The organism is Kribbella sandramycini (genome assembly GCF_013131805.1).
GTDB classification, from domain to species: domain Bacteria; phylum Actinomycetota; class Actinomycetes; order Propionibacteriales; family Kribbellaceae; genus Kribbella; species Kribbella sandramycini.
This window is the reverse complement of record NZ_JABJRC010000008.1, coordinates 397765-414457: the sequence shown is the minus strand read 5'-3', so window position 1 is coordinate 414457 and position 16693 is coordinate 397765. Positions and strand designations below refer to the sequence as shown.

General features: G+C 67.5%; 17 protein-coding genes. 8 read left to right on the top strand and 9 right to left on the bottom strand.

What is annotated here, in order from left to right; genetic code table 11:
• Positions 1-4 precede the first annotated feature (4 nt).
• On the bottom strand, positions 5-628 hold the full coding sequence (locus HPO96_RS30040; RefSeq protein ID WP_171677723.1) for a DUF4429 domain-containing protein: 624 nt from the start codon (positions 626-628) through the stop codon (positions 5-7).
• A gap of 48 nt (positions 629-676) precedes the next feature.
• Here HPO96_RS30040 and HPO96_RS30035 point away from each other — a divergent pair, with 48 nt between their 5' ends.
• The gene (locus tag HPO96_RS30035) at positions 677-2080 is read left to right on the top strand and encodes a mycothione reductase (protein WP_171677722.1); all 1404 of its coding nucleotides are present in this window, start codon (positions 677-679) and stop codon (positions 2078-2080) included.
• A gap of 4 nt (positions 2081-2084) precedes the next feature.
• Here HPO96_RS30035 and HPO96_RS30030 read toward each other — a convergent pair whose 3' ends face one another.
• Both HPO96_RS30030 and HPO96_RS30025 read right to left on the bottom strand, forming a co-directional pair.
• The gene (locus HPO96_RS30030) at positions 2085-2813 is read right to left on the bottom strand and encodes a GntR family transcriptional regulator (RefSeq protein WP_171677721.1); all 729 of its coding nucleotides are present in this window, start codon (positions 2811-2813) and stop codon (positions 2085-2087) included.
• Positions 2810-3355 carry a UTRA domain-containing protein gene (locus HPO96_RS30025; RefSeq protein ID WP_171677720.1) on the bottom strand — a complete coding sequence of 182 codons (546 nt, stop codon included), beginning with the start codon at positions 3353-3355 and terminating at the stop codon, positions 2810-2812. The genes HPO96_RS30030 and HPO96_RS30025 overlap by 4 nt, the downstream gene beginning before the upstream one ends.
• Before the next feature lie 142 nt (positions 3356-3497).
• On the opposite strand from HPO96_RS30025, the gene amcB reads away from it, so the two are divergent.
• Positions 3498-4604 (top strand): cyclophane-forming radical SAM peptide maturase AmcB, encoded by a 1107-nt coding sequence (gene amcB, locus HPO96_RS30020; protein WP_171677719.1) that lies wholly within the window; start codon positions 3498-3500, stop codon positions 4602-4604.
• A gap of 221 nt (positions 4605-4825) precedes the next feature.
• Positions 4826-5479 (top strand): pentapeptide repeat-containing protein, encoded by a 654-nt coding sequence (locus HPO96_RS30015; protein ID WP_171677718.1) that lies wholly within the window; start codon positions 4826-4828, stop codon positions 5477-5479.
• Between the two features lie 7 nt (positions 5480-5486).
• Here the strand turns inward: HPO96_RS30015 and HPO96_RS30010 are convergent, their stop codons facing one another.
• A complete protein-coding gene (locus HPO96_RS30010; protein WP_337796866.1) occupies positions 5487-6920 on the bottom strand; it encodes an LLM class flavin-dependent oxidoreductase in 1434 nt (477 codons plus the stop codon).
• 33 nt (positions 6921-6953) lie between these two features.
• On the opposite strand from HPO96_RS30010, the gene thpR reads away from it, so the two are divergent.
• Genes thpR through HPO96_RS37675 form a run of 5 tightly spaced genes read left to right on the top strand, consistent with a single transcriptional unit; the run spans position 6954 to position 11709 of the window.
• A complete protein-coding gene (gene thpR / locus HPO96_RS30005) occupies positions 6954-7517 on the top strand; it encodes an RNA 2',3'-cyclic phosphodiesterase (protein ID WP_171677717.1) in 564 nt (187 codons plus the stop codon).
• A gap of 45 nt (positions 7518-7562) precedes the next feature.
• Positions 7563-8399 (top strand): iron uptake transporter permease EfeU, encoded by an 837-nt coding sequence (gene efeU / locus HPO96_RS30000; protein ID WP_171677716.1) that lies wholly within the window; start codon positions 7563-7565, stop codon positions 8397-8399.
• Complete coding sequence (gene efeO, locus HPO96_RS29995; RefSeq protein WP_171677715.1) at positions 8377-9516, top strand: iron uptake system protein EfeO; 1140 nt, start codon at positions 8377-8379, stop codon at positions 9514-9516. Before efeU ends, efeO begins: the two co-directional genes overlap by 23 nt.
• A complete protein-coding gene (gene efeB / locus HPO96_RS29990; RefSeq protein WP_171677714.1) occupies positions 9513-10772 on the top strand; it encodes an iron uptake transporter deferrochelatase/peroxidase subunit in 1260 nt (419 codons plus the stop codon). Before efeO ends, efeB begins: the two co-directional genes overlap by 4 nt.
• 25 nt (positions 10773-10797) lie before the next feature.
• Positions 10798-11709 (top strand): hypothetical protein, encoded by a 912-nt coding sequence (locus tag HPO96_RS37675; protein WP_184999653.1) that lies wholly within the window; start codon positions 10798-10800, stop codon positions 11707-11709.
• On the opposite strand, the gene HPO96_RS29980 is transcribed toward HPO96_RS37675, so the two are convergent.
• From HPO96_RS29980 to HPO96_RS29960, 5 genes are all read right to left on the bottom strand, one after another.
• Positions 11706-12161, bottom strand: coding sequence for a MaoC family dehydratase (locus HPO96_RS29980; protein ID WP_171677713.1), 456 nt, complete (start codon positions 12159-12161; stop codon positions 11706-11708). The genes HPO96_RS37675 and HPO96_RS29980 overlap by 4 nt on opposite strands.
• Positions 12162-12186: 25 nt before the next feature.
• On the bottom strand, positions 12187-13026 hold the full coding sequence (locus tag HPO96_RS29975) for an ABC transporter permease subunit (protein ID WP_171677712.1): 840 nt from the start codon (positions 13024-13026) through the stop codon (positions 12187-12189).
• Positions 13019-13999, bottom strand: coding sequence for a carbohydrate ABC transporter permease (locus tag HPO96_RS29970; RefSeq protein ID WP_171677711.1), 981 nt, complete (start codon positions 13997-13999; stop codon positions 13019-13021). The genes HPO96_RS29975 and HPO96_RS29970 overlap by 8 nt, the downstream gene beginning before the upstream one ends.
• Positions 14000-14084: 85 nt before the next feature.
• A complete protein-coding gene (locus tag HPO96_RS29965; RefSeq protein ID WP_171677710.1) occupies positions 14085-15398 on the bottom strand; it encodes an extracellular solute-binding protein in 1314 nt (437 codons plus the stop codon).
• 157 nt (positions 15399-15555) lie between these two features.
• Positions 15556-16614, bottom strand: a complete 1059-nt coding sequence (locus HPO96_RS29960; RefSeq protein WP_171677709.1) for a LacI family DNA-binding transcriptional regulator — start codon at positions 16612-16614, stop codon at positions 15556-15558.
• Positions 16615-16693 lie beyond the last annotated feature (79 nt).

The following is a 16693-nucleotide window of genomic DNA, read 5'->3' as shown; positions in this document are numbered from 1 at the left end:
TGGGTCAGGGCTGGATACGGGTCAGCAGCCGGGCCGCGAAGAAGAGTGCGTCGAACCCGCGAGCCGGTACGCGCAGGGCCGCCGGGTCGTGTCGCGGCTTCGGGCGCTCCAGCGGCGTCCGGGCGGTGTCGATCCGGAACAGCCCCGGCTCCCACGAGACGGCGGTGATATCGGTCAGCGGCACCGAGCGGGGGTTGCCCTCGGTCTTCTTCCGCCGTGACGCCGACCGCGGATAGGCGAACATCAGCTGCCCGCTCGCGACCGCGACCGTCGCGTCCTTCCCCTGTAACGCGTCGGCCGCCGGCGGGGTCGCGACCAGCCAGGCCGGCGCCGCAGTCTCGGGGACGCCGCGCCGCGCCCGGGCGATCCGGAGCTCGGAGGCCAGCCGCTCGGCCCCGGCAACCTCGAATCGGTAGATCGACGCCAGCGAGCCGCCGCTCACGCTCAGCAGCGGATCGGCATGCTCACGCAGCTCCAGGGTGAGCTCGATGGCCGACACCTCGACCGCGCGCAGCGCCTCGATCGGGAGCACCCGCGGACCGAGGCCGGCCAGCGCTTCGGCGTACTCGATCCGGAGCGCGCCGGAGCCGTCCCACTCGAGCGCGCCGGTACCGGTCTGCAGCCTCACCACGAGTAACCATCCAACCCCCTCTTGGGGTCAGACACATAATGGGGTGTGACCCATTACGATCTCGTCGTCATCGGTACCGGCTCCGGCAACTCGATCGTGAACCATCGGTTCGCGGACTGGAAGGTCGCGATCGTCGAGCGCGGCACTTTCGGGGGGACCTGCCTGAACAAGGGCTGTATCCCGACCAAGATGTTCGTGCACACCGCGGACGTCGCCGCCACCCCGGCCGGCAGCGCCCGGTACGGCGTCGACGAGGAGCTCACCGGCGTCCGCTGGGCCGACGTCCGGGATCGGATCTTCGGCCGGATCGACCCGATCTCCGCCGCGGGTTCGGAGTACCGGCACCACAACCCGGAGAACGCCAACGTGACCGTGTACGACGGCACCGGGCGTTTCACCGGCGTCAAGGAGCTGACCGTCGAGGGGAACGACGGCGCGACCAGCGTCGTGACCGGTGACCGGTTCGTGCTGGCGGCGGGCAGCCGGCCGGTGATCCCGCCGATCATGGGGCTGGAGGAGACCGGGTTCCACACGTCGGACACGATCATGCGGCTCGACGAGCTGCCGCGCCGGCTCGCGATCCTCGGCAGCGGGTTCGTCGCCGCCGAGTTCGCGCACGTGTTCTCCTCGTTCGGCGTCGAGGTCACGCTGATCGCCCGCTCGAAGACGCTGCTCCGCGGCGAGGACGCCGAGATCGCCGAGCACTTCACCGAGATCGCCCGCGGTAAGTACGACGTCCGCCTGCAACACGAGACCGTCCGCGCGACCCGGCGGCCGGACGGCGCGATCGAGCTGATGATGCTGCACCCCGAGGGTAAGCAGCTGCTCGTCGTCGACGAGCTGCTGGTCGCCGTCGGGCGGACGCCGAACGCCGACCTGCTGAACCCGCAGGCCACCGGCGTCGAGGTCGACCGCGAGGGCCGCGTGGTCGTCGACGAGTACCAGCAGACCGCCGTCGACGGCATCTACGCGCTCGGCGACCTCACCTCGCCGCACCAGCTCAAACACGTCGCGAACCACGAGGCCCGGGTCGTCAAGCACAACCTGATCGAGCCGGAGAACCGGATCAAGTCCGACCACCGCTTCGTCCCGCACGCCGTCTTCAGCTCCCCGCAGATCGCCGCCGTCGGCCTCACCGAAGCCGAAGCGCAGGAACAAGGCATCGACTACGTCGTCAGCCGCCAGAAGTACGCCGACATCGCCTACGGCTGGGCCATGGAGGACACCACCGGCTTCGCCAAACTCCTCGCCGACCCGAACACCGGCCAACTCCTCGGCGCCCACATCCTCGGCCCCCAGGCCTCCACCGTCATCCAGCCCCTGATCCAAGCCATGAGCTTCGGCCTCGGCGCCTACGAAATGGCCCGCAACCAGTACTGGATCCACCCCGCCATGCCCGAACTCATCGAAAACGCCCTCCTCGCCCTACCCCTCACCCCGAAAAGCTGACCACTCATTGAGCTGGAACGGACTGCTCATAACGGAGCTCGTAGAGATGCGCGCCTTTGATGAGGATGGATGCCTCCACGGGACGACGATCGTCGGAGTACACCGTTCGAAACTGCCGGATGACAGGAACGTCGTCGGGCAGGCCCAGGATCTCGAGTTCTTCGGTGGTGGGCAGCCGAGCGGACAGCCGATCGGCGAACTCACGTTGTGAATAGCCGAGGTCAGCCAGCGCCTGGATGGCTCCGCCCGGGATGCGGAGTCTCCGCGCGAGGGGGCTGTCCGCGGCGATCTCGGCTGGGTAGTACGACCAGGAGAGTTCGATTGGCTCGCCGTCATGCGACAGCAGTCGCTTGCGGAGAATGGCAGTCGACGGCGACGTGAGACGGAGCGCCGAAGCGACCTCGCTCGAGGGCTGAACCTCGATCACGTCGAGCAGTCGGTAGGCGTAGCCCTTCGGGCTTGGAGCCAGATAGGTGGCCGCGTCGACCACGATCGGGCGGCGGTCACGAACGTAGACGCCCTTGCCGACCAGGCTGTAGATGAAACCCTCGCGTTTGAGGGCGCCGAGCGCGCGCTGAACTGTCGCGTTGGCCGCCGAGAACCGATGCACGAGGTGTTGGGTCGATGGCAACTGCTCGCCAGGCGCGAGGACGCCGGCCATGATCTCGGCCCGTAGATCAGCCGCGATCTGTTGATGGCGCGGCCGGACGTCGCCATCTGCCGCGGGCGTCATGAACTCACCTGATAGCGCAGTCGTCGGCCGTTGGCCGTCATGGTCATGATGCTCATCTCGAGAGGCTCACCGGCGGTGGTCCTGATCAGGCGGGACAGGATGAGCACCCACTCGCCGTCGGCGAGGTCGAGGGCAGCCGACTCGTCCGTGGTGGGAGGCCGAGCCGAGATCTCTTCCTGTACTGACCCGGCCTCGTACCCGAGCTCTGCCAGCAGTGTGACCGCGCCGCCGCGAATCTTCTTCGCTGTCGCCAGGCCGGTCCCGGAAGCGATCTTGGAAGGGTAGTAGGAGTCGGTCAGCTCGACTGCCTGGTCGTCGATCAGCATCACTCGGCGACGAACCACAACCGACTCCCCGAGGGAGATCCCCAGACCCTCAGCGACCTCAACCGGTGGCGCGACCTCCGCGACCTCTCGGAGTTGCTGACTGCCGGCGACCTCGCGGGCCGCGAGTTCCTCGGACCACGCATCCGGCTCACCTGCTGCCCGTGGTCTCAAGTACGGCGTCGAAACACTCTCCCAACGGGTCGCTCCGCCTGCCACCGCTGCCTCCGTCCGCGCTGCCGATCACTTCACTGTACTTGGAAGGCAGCAAGGAGGACCCTAGGGGCATCCTTGCTGCGATATGCGAAAAGTAGTACGCTCGTGACGATGGCGGCCATTCCGAGATGAGGAGCGTGCGGGTATGCGGAATGTGGCAATATCGACGACGTTCCACACATTGGTGATGCAGCCGACCAGCCTGTGCAATCTGGACTGCTCGTACTGCTACTTGCCGGACCGCAAACGGCAGGCGTTGATGTCAACAGCAGTTGCCGATGCGTGCGCCGTGTCTGTCCGTCGGCAAGCAAGCGTCCACCCAGTCGATGTTGTGTGGCACGGCGGAGAGCCGACGACCACTCCCTTCGAACACTTTCGCGCGCTGGTGGAGTCGTTCGAGCCGCTGCGCTCGTCGAGCCTCGTCAAGCACGGAATCCAGTCGAACGGAACGCTCATCGACAGTCGTTGGTGCGATCTGTTCAAGCACTACGACTTCGACGTCGGGATCAGTGTCGACGGTCCTCCCTGGGCGAATCGGGACCGGGTCAATTGGCGAGGCACCGAGTCGTTCACCCAGGCCCGGCGCGGCATGGAGCGGCTTCAATCGGCCGGGATCGACTTCACCGTCATCTGCGTGGTGACGCCTGCGACCATCGGTCACGCCGAAGAGTTGGTCGATTTCTTCGGCGCCATCGGATGTGCCTCGGTCGGCTTCAATATCGAGGAGGAAGAAGGAGCGGGACGGCCCGCAGTTCAAGAGTCCGCTGCGTACGAGTTCTGGAGAGCCGTCCTGCGGCACCGTGAAGCCGGTGGCGACCTTCGGGTTCGCGAGCTGGATCGGCTGAACGACTTCCTGGCGGCTCGCGTCGGAGCCGGCGACGGGCCGCGGAGGCCATTCGATCCGATCCCGACGGTTGCGTACGACGGCGACACCGTATTGCTGTCGCCGGAGCTACTCGGCATCAAAGACGCGAAGTACGCCGACTTCCTCGCCGGCAATGTTCTGCGGACGCCGTTGTCCCAGATGATCGCCGAGTCCGGGCGGCTCGCCTACGTACGGGAGTTCGAGGAGGCGTTGGGTAAGTGCGCGACCGGTTGTGACTACTTCGCGTTCTGCGGTGGCGCGCAGGCCGGCAATCGGTACTTCGAGCACGGCTCTTTGACGATCGCCGAGACGGCTTACTGCCGGAACACCCGTCAGAGCCTGGTCCGCGCGGCAGCGGACCACATCACCGAAAGGAACAGCACATGAATCCTCTGACCACGCTCATCAGCGCCGACCCGACCGCGCTCGCGAGGCTTCGACTGGGTTCGCAACGCCAGATGTGGCGACTTCCTGAGACACACGCACCCTCAAACACCTGGGACAACCGACCGTCGTGGGACAACTGGACGAAACACAAGTAGATCCGCCACAGTCGGCGGGTGGTACCCAGTGACCATCCGCCGACTCCGTACAAGTTCGGGAGAGCTGTGGAGATTCGGGAAGTACGCGAGACGCATATCTTGCTGCCGTCGGTCGATGAGCTGGACCTGACGCCAGTCGATGCTGTTCCCGGCGACGGGCTTCGGGACGCGGCTGTGGGTCGCGTCGACGCGTCTCGGCTGCGGCTCGATGGTGTGGTTGTCGGATCCAGCTTCGCCGGGACGATCCTGACCGAGACCGTCTGGGAAGGTGTGGCGATCACCGGCAGCGTCTTCAACGAAGTGGATCTCTCGTCGGCCCGATTCAGTGGGGGAAAGCTTGACCGAGTGCACTTTCGCGGTTGTCAGCTGTCCGGACTCTCGCTGAGCGGTGTGAGCTGCGAGAACGTGATCTTCGAGAACTGCCGACTCGACTACGCGACGTTCGATGCCGTGCGGACGGTGGGCGCACTGGGGTTTGTGAACTGTTCGATGACCGAGATGTCTGTCGTCGGCTGCCGATGGGACAAGGTCGTCATCGATGGCTGCCGCTTGTCCGGTCTGGAACTGGATCGTTGTGATCTACGGGGTTCCGATCTGCGCGGGAGTTCGCTGGAGACAGTGCGGGGCGTCGTCTCGCTGCGCGGCGTCACGCTGGCAGCTGACCAGATAGTCGACCTGACCGTGGCGATGGTCGCGGACCTCGAGATAACAGTTCGTTGAGCACAAGCTAAACCCGAAAGGCTGAGATCACTCGGCCGACGTCGTCGAGGGTGTCGAGGTCGGGGAGGGTCAGCATCACTTCGGAGATGCCGGCTTCGGCGAGTTCGCGGAAGCGGCCGATCTGGTCGTCGACGGTGCCGGCGTTGACGGCGGCGGCGTACTTGGCTGGGTTTTGGTTGCGGGGACGTAAGCGCTCGACCAGGGCCGCGTCGCCGACGAGCGTGGTTGAGAGGTGGGTTATCTCGAGTGGGCGGTCCGTCAGCGAGCGTACGTACGCTGCTCGGGCGCGGACGGTCGCGAGATCGCCGAAGAGGTTGACCGCATCGGCGTGCCGGGCCGCGAGTCGCAGGGTTCGTTGCCCACTGCCACCAACGAGTAGCGGCAACTTTTCTTGTAAGGGTCGTGGATAGCAGGTGGTGTCGGGGATTTCGAGCACTCGGCCGTGGAACGGTTTGTTGCCTGGGCCCCACAACACCGGAAGCAACTGCAGTGCGTCTTCGAGCAGCGTGTAGCGATCGGCGACCGATGGGAAGGGCCAGCCGTAGGCCTGGTGCTCGGCTTCGAACCAGGCCAGTCCGAGGCCGCAGACCGCACGTCCACCGCTCAGTACGTCGAGCGTCGCGGCGATCTTGCCCAGATGCGCGACGTTGCGGTAGGTGATCCCGGAGACGAGCGTGCCGAGCCGGACGCGCGTCGTGCAGGCGGCCAGGTAGCCGAGCGTCGTCCAGCTCTCCAGGAAGTCGTCCCAGGCGCGGCCTACCTGCGGGATCTGGCGGAAATGATCCATGACGTAAATGGCGTCGAAACCGACCTCCTCGGCCTTCGCCGCGACCTCGCGCGTCCAGGTCGCCAACCCGGCCCGGCCGCCCGGATAACTGCTCAACTGCAGCCCGAATCGCAGCCCGGTCGGTGCCTCCGCCTGCCGCGCGACGGCTGCGTCCGCGCCCACGAACGCCTCCGGTACGACGCGCACCACGGTCGGCTGCAGGACGTCGTCGTATCCCTCGGTCGCCAACTCATCGCGAGCCGCGGCCCAAGCGCGCAGCTGCCCGGTCAGCACGTCGGCCGGGATCCGCTTCGGCCGCTCCCGGTTCCGCCGCCGGCACTCGGCCGCCGGAGTGCCGAAACCGACGGCCACACAAGGCATTCCGGCCGCGCGCGCCAGACCCAGCCAGCGCAGCCGTCGTTCGCGATCGAGGCCGAGGGTGTCGATCACCGTCGTCAGCCGCCGCCCGATCCGCTGCTCGACGACCGTCTCCAGCAACGCGAACGCATCCGCGCTCGCCGCCAGATCGTCCTCGCCCGCCCCGACCAGCGCCCGCAGCCGATCACTCGACACCACCAGCTCCGGCGCGAACTCCGAAGCCGCCCACGACGACTTCCCGGCCGCACCCGGCCCGACCAGGATCACCACACACGGCGACGGCAGTTTCCGCTCCACAAACTCAGTTTCCACCACCGATAGGCTTGCCGGATGCGATTGTTCGTGGCCGTGGTGCCACCCATCGAAGTTGTGGAGGATCTGAGCGAGTTCGTCGGACCGCGGCGCGAGCACCCGGATGAGGACATCCGGTGGGCCGCCGACGACCACTGGCACATCACGCTGGCGTTCCTGGGCGAGGTGCCGGAGTGGAAGGCCGACGAGTTGGGGGAGCGGCTCGAGGCGGTCGCGAAGCGGCAGCGGCCGTTTCCGTTGCGGCTGGCCGGGGCCGGCGCGTTCCCCGGCGTACCGGAGGCGCGGGTGCTGTACACCGGCGTCCGGGACGAGACCGACGCGCTGAAGCAGTTGTCGAAGACGACGCGGGCCGCCGCGAACCACTCGGGTGTGACGGTCGACGGGCGCAAGTTCGTCCCGCATCTGACGCTGGCCCGGCTGCGCCGGCCGATCGACGTCACCCGCTGGGTGCGGGTCTTCGACACGTACGACGGCGCCGAGTGGACGGCCGGGAGCCTGCAGCTGATCGAGTCCCGGCTGGGTGAGGGAGCTGGCCGTTCTGCGGCGTACGCCACAGTGGGCGAATGGGAATTCTTAGGTTAACCTCAGGAAGGTTAGCCATTCCTAAGGTATAGAGGACCGTCCGCCATGCTCGCGAACTACTTGATCGGGCTCCGTGAGGGGCTCGAAGCATCGCTGGTGGTCAGCATCCTCGCGACCTTCCTGGTCCGCTCCGGACGCCGGGACCGGCTGAAACTGGTCTGGATCGGAGTCGCCGCGGCGCTCGCCGTGGCGGCTGCCGCGTGGGGGCTGCTGCAGTTCGTGACCGCGCTGACCGCGAGGTCCTTCACCACCCAGGAGACCATCGGCGGGGTGATGTCGATCCTCGCGGTCGGTTTCGTCACCTGGATGATCTTCTGGATGCGCACGGCGTCGCGCAGTATCGCCAAGGAGCTGCGCGAGCGGATGGACCAGGCGCTCGCGATCGGCCCGCGGGCGGTCGTCATCCTGTCTTTCCTGGCCGTCTTCCGGGAGAGTATCGAGACCGCGTTCATCGTCTACGCGTCGGCCGCCACCGCGACCACCGCGGGCCCGTTCCTCGGCGTCCTGCTCGGGCTCGCGACCGCCGTCGTCCTCGGCGTCCTGATCTACCGCGGCGCCGTCCGGATCAATCTCGCGGTGTTCTTCAAGTGGACCGGCGCGATCCTGATCCTGGTCGCGGCCGGCATCTTCGCCTACGGCTTCCACGACCTGCAGGAGGCGAACCTCTTGCCCGGCCTGCACCACCTGGCGTTCGACATCTCGCACGTCATCCCGCCGGACAGCTGGTACGGCGTCCTGCTCAAGGGCATCTTCAACTTCAACCCGGCCCCGACCGTCGTCGAGTCGATCGCCTGGCTGGTCTACCTGGTGCCCGTGCTGGTGCTGTACTTCCGTCCGATCACCCCTGTCCAGGAGAAACATGTCCAGGTCCAAGACTCTTAAGGCCGCCACCGTCGGCGTCGTGCTGGGGCTCGCCGCGCTCACCGCGTGCGCAGAGGACCAGCCGGCCGCGACCGACGACGGCACCGGCCCGGTCACGGTCAAGGCGACCGACTCGTCCTGCGACCTGAGCCGCCGCGACGTGAAGTCCGGCACGAGCACGTTCTCGGTCTCCAACGGCGGCAGCAAGGTCACCGAGTTCTACGTGTACGCCGAGGGCGACCGGGTGATGGGCGAGGTCGAGAACATCGGCCCCGGCCTCAAGCGGGATCTGATCGTCGAGCTGCCGACCGGCAAGTACCACGCGGTCTGCAAACCCGGCATGGTCGGCGACGGCATCCGCGGCGATCTGACCGTCGCCGGCGACGCGCCCGCGCAGGTCGACGAGGACACCCTGCTCAAGCAGGCAACCGAGAGCTACCAGCGCTACGTGAACTCGCAGGCCGTCGCGCTGGAGCAGAAGACGACCGAGTTCGTCGACGCGGTCAAGGCCGGTGACGTGGCCAAGGCGAAGGCGCTGTTCCCGGTGTCCCGCACGTACTGGGAGCGGATCGAGCCGGTCGCGGAGTCGTTCGGCGACCTGGACCCGAAGATCGATGCCCGGGTCAACGATGTCGAGCCCGGTACCGAGTGGACCGGCTACCACCGGATCGAGCAGGCCCTGTGGGAGAAGAACAGCACGGCCGGGATGGCGAAGTACGCCGATCAGCTGCTCGTCGATGTGAAGACCGTCGTCGCCAAGGCCAAGGTCGTGAAACTGAACCCGCTGCAGCTCGCGAACGGCGCCAAGGAGCTCCTCGACGAAGTTGCCACCGGCAAGATCACCGGTGAGGAGGACCGCTACTCGCATACCGACCTGTGGGACTTCCAGGCCAACGTCGAGGGCTCGCAGGCCGCGATCCAGGCGCTCCGCCCGGCGTTGCAGAAGCGCGACGCCGCGCTGGTCAGCGCGCTCGACACCAACTTCAAGGCCGTCTTCGCCGCTGTCGACAAGTACCGCGAGGGCGACGGGTTCAAGCCGTACAACGTGACGGACGCCGAGAAGAAGCAGCTCGGGCAGGTCGTCGACGGGCTGGCCGAGCCGGTCTCCAAGGTCGCCGCGGTGATCGCGAAGAAATGAGCGATCCAGCGGAGCGTAAGGGCATCTCCCGGCGCGGCCTGATCGGCGCGGCGGGAGCCGCCGTCGCGACCGGAGTCGCCGGGTACGCCGCGCATTCGGTTCTGGCCGGCGAGGCGTCCCAGGCCGCGGACGCGAACGGGCCGGTCGAGTTCCACGGTCCGCATCAGGCCGGCATCGTTACCGCCGTCCAGGACCGGTTGCACTTCGCCGCGTTCGACGTCACCACCACCAAGCGTGACGAGCTGGTCGCGCTGCTGAAGGAGTGGACGGCGGCGGCCGCGCTGCTCACGGCCGGTCGCGACATCGGTCAGTACGGCGCCGTGAACGGCCCGGGTGAGGCTCCGCCGGAGGACACCGGCGAGGCGGTCGGCCTGCCGCCCGCGCGGCTCACGCTCACCATCGGCTTCGGGCCGTCCTTGTTCGACAAGCGATTCGGCCTGGCCGGGAAGCGCCCGGCCGCGCTGGTCGACCTGCCGCATTTCATCGGCGACGACCTGGACCCGAACCGCTCCGGCGGCGACATCGCTGTCCAGGCCTGCTCGGACGACCCGCAGGTCGCGGTGCACGCCATCCGGAACCTGGCCCGGATCGGGTTCGGCCGGGTCGCCGTCCGGTACTCGCAGCTCGGCTTCGGGCGGACGTCGTCCACCTCGCGCGCGCAGACCACGCCGCGGAACCTGTTCGGCTTCAAGGACGGCACGAACAACCTCAAACTCGAGGACGCCGACAAACTCGAGCAGCAGGTGTGGGTGCAGCCCGGCGACGGCGCGGAGTGGATGGCCGGCGGATCGTACCTGGTCGCCCGCCGGATCCGGATGAACATCGAGATCTGGGACCGGACGTCGCTCGGCGAGCAGGAGACCATCATCGGCCGCGGCAAGGGCACCGGCGCCCCGCTGGGCAAGGCCGACGAGTTCGACCCGATCGACTTCGCCGCGAAGAACGCCGACGGCGAGGCGAAGATCCCGATGGACTCGCACATCCGGCTCGCGCATCCGCAGTTCAACAACGGCGCCGAGTTGCTCCGCCGCGGCTACAACTTCGTCGACGGCTCCGACGGGCTGGGCCGCCTGGACGCCGGGCTGTTCTTCCTCGCCTACCAGCGCGACCCGCGCAAACAGTTCATCCCCGTCCAGACCCAGCTGGCCCGCACCGACACGCTCAACGAGTACATCCACCACGTCGGTTCCGGCATCTTCGCATGTCCCGGTGGTGTCACACCTGGCTCCTACTGGGGCGAGAAACTCTTCGCCTGAACCAGATCTTCACTACATTGGCCGCGTGAGCAACCAGCAGCCCCCGTACGGCCAGCAGCCCCCTTACGGACAGCAACCACAGCAGCCGTACGGTCAGCCCCAGGGGCAACCGCCGTACGGGCCGCCGCAGGGGCAGCCCCAGTACGGCCCGCCGCCTGGGCAGCCGCCGTTCGGGCAGCAGTACGGCGGGGGCTACCCGCCGCCGCCCCCGCCGCAGAAGGGCGGCGGCAAGGCTCCGCTGATCATCTTCGCCGTGGTCATGGCAGTCGTCGTCCTCGGCGCCGGCATCTTCATCGTCAGCCGCTTCACCGGCGGCGGCTCCGACGACGCCACCGGCGGCAGCGCCCCCGCAACCACCCAGCCTACGGACGTCCCCAGCGTGCCGAGCAGCTCGCCGACCACGGGCGGCAGCCCGACCGCGCCCGGCTCACCGACCGCCCCGAAGCAGCCGTGTGACGGTTGTATGCCGGGGATCACCGTCAACGGAAGCGTCAAGGCCCTGAAGGGCAGGGGGTTTGCCTGCAAGGACGACGGGGTGCTGGGCATCAGGTGCAAGAAGGGCAACCTCGAGGTCGCGGTCCGCCCCGACTACTCGAACAAGGCCTATGTCGAGCGGATCAACATCAGTGGATCGGCCGGAGCGCAGAAGCAGAACTGCCCGGAATGCATCCCCGGCGCGGTTGCAGCGCTGAAGCAAGGCCTGCCGACCGTGCTGCCGTACTTCGTGCCGGACGCGGCCATCCGCAGCCAGCTGGTCGCCTTCGCGGCCAAGAACTCCGCGCGACCGGACACCGGGCCGAGCGGCGTGCAGAGTCTGCCGATCGAGGGCAGCTACCGCGTCTCGACCCACGGATACAGCGGCGTGACCGTCGGTAAGAACGGCCGCTACGGGACGTCGTACTCCACGTCGCTCTACGTCGACGGCTGGAGCAGTTAGGGCCGCGCGGGGAGGGCTCGCGCGCTGAAGAGGTTGAGGACGACGCAGGACAGCACGAGAGTGTTGTCCTGGTTGTGGAGTTCGGCGCGGGTGCGGACCAGGCCGCGGTCGGGTTTGGCGCGGGAGCGGTCGGCCTCGAGGACTTCGGTGGTCAGGCGGAGGATGTCGCCGGGGCGGACCGGGAGGTGCCAGCGGAGCTCGTCGACGCCGGGGCCGCCGAGGCTGGCGACCTTGGAGAGGTACTGGTCGGCGTACAGGCGCATCATCAGACCCGCGGTGTGCCAGCCGCTGGCGATCAGGCCGTGGTAGGGACCGTCGGCCGCCGCGACCGGGTCGACGTGCACGGGCTGGGGGTCGAACCGCCGCGCGAACTCGACGATCTCGCCCTGCCCGACCACGACCCGGCCCGGATGCTCGGTCCGGGTCCCCACCACGTAGTCCTCGAGGTACATGACCTCAAAGATACTGATCAAACAACTATTTGACTGCTCCCGCCGTCACACCGGCCACAAAGTGGCGCTGGGCAAGCAAAAAGCCGATCACGACCGGGATGCTGACCACGAGCGCCGCGGCCATGATCTGGTTCCAGTAGATGTTGGTCTGGGTGGAGTACTGGCGCAGGCCTACGGAGAGTGTCCGATTGGCTTCGGTCGTCATCACCGAGGCGAACAGCACCTCGCCCCAGGCGGTCATGAACGAATAGATGGCTACGGCAATCACTCCGGGCCGCGCGGCCGGCAGGACGACGCGGGCCAGCGCGCCCATCGGGCCGCAACCGTCCACCAGCGCGGCCTCGTCGAGCTCTCGCGGGATGCTGTCGAAGTACCCGGCGAGCATCCAGATCGAGAACGGCAGGCTGAACGTCAGGTAGGTGATGATCAGGCCGAGCCGGGTGCCGACGAGTTGCAGGCCGAACTCGTTGTTGATGTTCACGAAGATCAGGTACAGCGGCAGCAGGAACAGCACGCCGGGGAACATCTGCGTCGAGAGCACGGTCGTGGTGAACGTCGTCCGCCCGCGGAACCGGAAGCGGGAGACGGCGAACGCGGCCAGGATCGCGATCGCCACCGAGAACACCGTCGCGGCGACCGCCACGATCGTGCTGTTCACGAAGTACCTTGCCAGCGGCACCGTTTTCCACATGTCGATGAACGGCGCGATGGTCAGGTTCGACGGCCACCAGGTGAACGCGCCCTGGACGTCCTTGAGCGGTTTCAGCGACGACGTGACCATCACGTACAGCGGGATCAGCACGAACAGGCCGAGGACTGCGAGGACGACGCCGCGGTAGATCTTGAACCCTCTGGTCTCACGCACGACGCGACCGCCTTCCGGTGACGAGCAGGTAGATGCCGGTGACAATCATCAGGAAGATCAGCAGCAGCACGGACATCGCGGCGCCGGTGCCGAAGTTCCAGGTCAGGAACGAGGCGTTGTAGATGTGGAAGGTGATCAGGTCGCCCGCCGGCGGCTGCGCCGTCCCGAACAGCACGTACGGCGTGTTGAAGTCGCTGAACGTCCACAGGAACAGCACCAGCACGAGGACGAGATTCACCGGCCGGAGCTGCGGCAGCGTGATGTTGCGCCACTGCCGCAGGTTGCCGGCGCCGTCCACCGAGGCGGCTTCGTAGAGCTCGTTGGGAATGCTCTGCAGCCCGGCCATCAGGGTCAGGAAGGCGAACGTCCACAGCTTCCAGGTCGCGACCGTGATCAGCGCGGCCAGCGCGTTTCCGCCGATCAGCCAGAACGGGCGATCCGACGTCAGGTGCAGCTGGTTGAGCACGTGGTTCACGGCGCCGGTGTCGCGCTGCAACATGAAGTTCCAGGTCAGAATGCCGGCGTACGCCGGGAGCGCGTACGGGACCAGGAACAGCGTGCGGACCAGGTTGCGGCCGCGGAACGCCGGTTGCAGCGCGACGGCCGCGGCCATCCCGAGTACCCAGGACAGGCCGACCGTGACGAGGGAGAAGACGATGGTGACGCCGAAGGATTTCAGCAGCCCTTCGCCGACCGCGTTGTCGAAGTCGATCGCCACTTTGTAGTTGCCGAGCCCGGCGCCGGGCGCCTGGGACCAGTTGGCGATGTAGATCCGGGTCAGTTTGACGAAGCTCACCCAGATCCCGACGAGCATCGGGACGATGTGGATGAACAGCTCCAGGACGACGGCCGGGGCCAGCAGCGCGTACGGCAACCAGCGCCGCAGCCCGGGCCGATGTTCGAGCCCTGCCTTCTTCGGGGCCTTCTTCTGCGGCGGCCCGGCCGTGGTCGCATCGGTTGTGGCGACGGACATCTGGGTGGTCGCCTCCTGTCCTTGAGGTCGCGGGATGGGCGTGGCAGTACGGCGCCCCGGGCGGAACCCGGGGCGCCGTCGTCCGTCAGCTGCCCGCGGCGACCTGGTCCTCGGCGGTCTTCAGCGCCGCCTTCACCTCGTCCGCGCTCACGGTGCCGCCGGTGGCGATCTTGGCGAACATGTTGTTCATCGCCTTGCCGACGGTGCTCTCGAACTGGTCCTCGGCCGGCACCAGCGGCAGCGGCTTGGATTTGGTGTTGTAGATGTCCTGGAAGATCGCGGCCTCGGCGGCGTCCGTGGTGAACACCGGCTTGGCGTCCTTCAGGACCGGCAGCGACGCGAACGGCTTGCCGAGCGTCGTCTGGGTGCCGGCGTCCGTCATGTACTTGACGAACTTCAGCGCCGATTCCTTGTGCTTGGTGTTCTTGAACACCGACAGGTTGATCCCCGCCACGTGGCTGGCGACCTGCTCGCCGCCGGCCGGAGCCGGGAACGGGACGACGCCGTACTCGCCGGCTTTCATGCCGTTGGCAACGATCGAGGAATCCGCGTTGTTCTGGTTGATCACCATCGCGACCTTCTTGGTCGCGAAGTCGTTGACCGACTTGGTGCCGTTGTCGTACTGCGCGTTGGACGGGTTCGCGACCTTGTCCTTCTGCATCAGGTCGAGGTAGCGCAGCACGCCCTGGACGTTGCCGTCGGTGGTGAAGGTCGGCTTGCCCTCGCCGTCGAACCAGTCGGACTTGTTCTGCGCGCCGTTGATGAACGCGAAGTGCACGTTCTCGGTGTAGCTACCGGCGGCGAGCGCCATCCCCCACTGGTTCTTGGCCGGGTTGGTCAGCTTCTGAGCGGCGCTGACCATCTCCTCCCAGGTCTTCGGCGGCTGCAGGCCGGCCGCGGCGAACATCGCCTTGTTGTAGTAGAGGCCGTAGGCCAGGCCGTAGAGCGGGACCGACGTCGGGTCCTCGCCCTCCTTGCCGCCGGTCGCCAGGGCCGTCGGCACGAACTTGTCCTTACCCCCGATCGCGGTCAGCGCGTCGGCGTCGAACGGCAGGAACGCGCCGGTCGCCTGCAGCGAGGCGGCCCAGGTGTTGCCGATGTTGACCACGTCGGGCGCCTGGCCGGAGGTGACCGCGGTCTGGATCCGGGTCTGCAGGTCGTTCCAGCCGATCACCTCGAGGTTGACCTTGATCCCGGTCTCCTGGGTGAACTTCTCCAGGACCGGGGTCAGGACCTGCTTGTCGTTGTCCAGGCTGGTGCCCTGGTTGCTGGCCCAGTAGGTCAGCGTCTGGTCGCCGCCGGACCCGCCGTCCGAACCGGAATCACTGCCGCCGCACGCGGCCAGGCTGACTCCCAGAGCGGTCGCCGCTACCGCGGCTACAAGCGAACGCAGTCTCACGTCGGACTCCTAGCTTTCGTCCCGTGGTTGGTGGGCCCCATCGTGGCCTAACCGGTTAAGTTCGACAACCCTAACCGGTTCAGTTACGTGATGTTCGTTACTGCCTCGTGATTCGGTCAGCACTCGTGGTGATGGACTGCTTCCACAGCGTAGTGGTTCAGCGGTGCGCGGCGGGGCCTGAGGAGGCGCGGGCGCGCAGCTCGCCGGCGGGCGCCTGCTCGTGGATGTCGTCCTGACCGGCGGCGACCCGGAAGAGCAGGTCGGCGGCGGCGCGGCCGCGCTCCATCGTCTTCTGGTCGACCGCGGTGATCCCCGGGTGGGCCAGTTCGCACAGCGGCGAGTCGTCCCAGGCGACGATCGAGACCTGGCCGGGGACCGGCGTCCCCAGGTCGATCGCGACCCGGAGCGCCGCGACCGCCATCAGGTCGTTGCCGAGGACGATCGCGGTCGGCGGGTTCGGGCCGGTCAGCAGCTGCCGGGTCAGGGCTGCGCCGTCGTCGTACCGGTAGCTGCCTTCGAGCTGGCGGACGGTCATCCCGCGGTCGGCGGCGAGCTCGCGCAGGGTCTGCACGCGGAGCCGCTCGTGGACGAACATGAACGGCCCGCTGATGTGCGCGATGTCGCGGTGGCCGAGTGCGGCCAGGTGGTCGAGCAGCAGGGTGACGGTTTCGGTGGGGGAGCTGATCAGGCGGCCGGCCTGGTCGTCGGGCGCGTTCGAGCTGACAACCACGCACGGGATCCCGAGCTCCTTGAGCAGTGGGATCCGGGGGTCGTTGTCGTGCTCGTCGAACAGGATGAATCCGTCGACGCGGCCTTGGCGCGACCAGCGCCGGAGTACGTCGAGGTCCTCGCCCTGCTCGCCGGTCAGCCGGAGGAGGAGGGAGGCGTCGACCTCGTTGAGGTACTGCTCGATGCCGACCAGCGTGCGCATGTAGAACGCCTCGGTCGAGATCAGCGCGGGGTCGCGGGCGATCACGATGCCGATCGTCCGGGTGCGGCTGGCCGAGAGCGCGACGGCGGCGGAGTTCGGGTGGAAGCCGAGCTCCTCGGCCAGGTCGAGGACACGCTGGCGGGTCTCGTCGCTGACGCCGGCGCGGCCGTTCAGCGCGTAGGAGACCGAGGCCTTGGAGATCTGCAGCCGGCGCGCCAGATCACTGATCGTCACACGATGGGTACGGCGCAGGCCGTTCGGCTCGTCACCGTCGCTTGCTGTCATCTTCTGGCTCCCCGCACAGCGGGAGATTAGCAGCGCCGGTTTCGGCCACGCGGAGATCGCGAGTGTTGGATAGCGTTAT

Excerpts from the sequence above, each read along its gene's own strand:
- HPO96_RS29960 (WP_171677709.1), bottom strand. The coding sequence starts at position 16,614 with ATGACAGCAAGCGACGGTGACGAGCCGAACGGCCTGCGCCGTACCCAT.
- efeB (WP_171677714.1), top strand. The coding sequence starts at position 9,513 with ATGAGCGATCCAGCGGAGCGTAAGGGCATCTCCCGGCGCGGCCTGATC.
- HPO96_RS29970 (WP_171677711.1), bottom strand. The coding sequence starts at position 13,999 with ATGTCCGTCGCCACAACCGATGCGACCACGGCCGGGCCGCCGCAGAAG.
- efeO (WP_171677715.1), top strand. The coding sequence starts at position 8,377 with ATGTCCAGGTCCAAGACTCTTAAGGCCGCCACCGTCGGCGTCGTGCTG.
- amcB (WP_171677719.1), top strand. The coding sequence starts at position 3,498 with ATGCGGAATGTGGCAATATCGACGACGTTCCACACATTGGTGATGCAG.
- efeU (WP_171677716.1), top strand. The coding sequence starts at position 7,563 with ATGCTCGCGAACTACTTGATCGGGCTCCGTGAGGGGCTCGAAGCATCG.
- HPO96_RS29980 (WP_171677713.1), bottom strand. The coding sequence starts at position 12,161 with ATGTACCTCGAGGACTACGTGGTGGGGACCCGGACCGAGCATCCGGGC.
- thpR (WP_171677717.1), top strand. The coding sequence starts at position 6,954 with ATGCGATTGTTCGTGGCCGTGGTGCCACCCATCGAAGTTGTGGAGGAT.
- HPO96_RS30030 (WP_171677721.1), bottom strand. The coding sequence starts at position 2,813 with ATGACGCCCGCGGCAGATGGCGACGTCCGGCCGCGCCATCAACAGATC.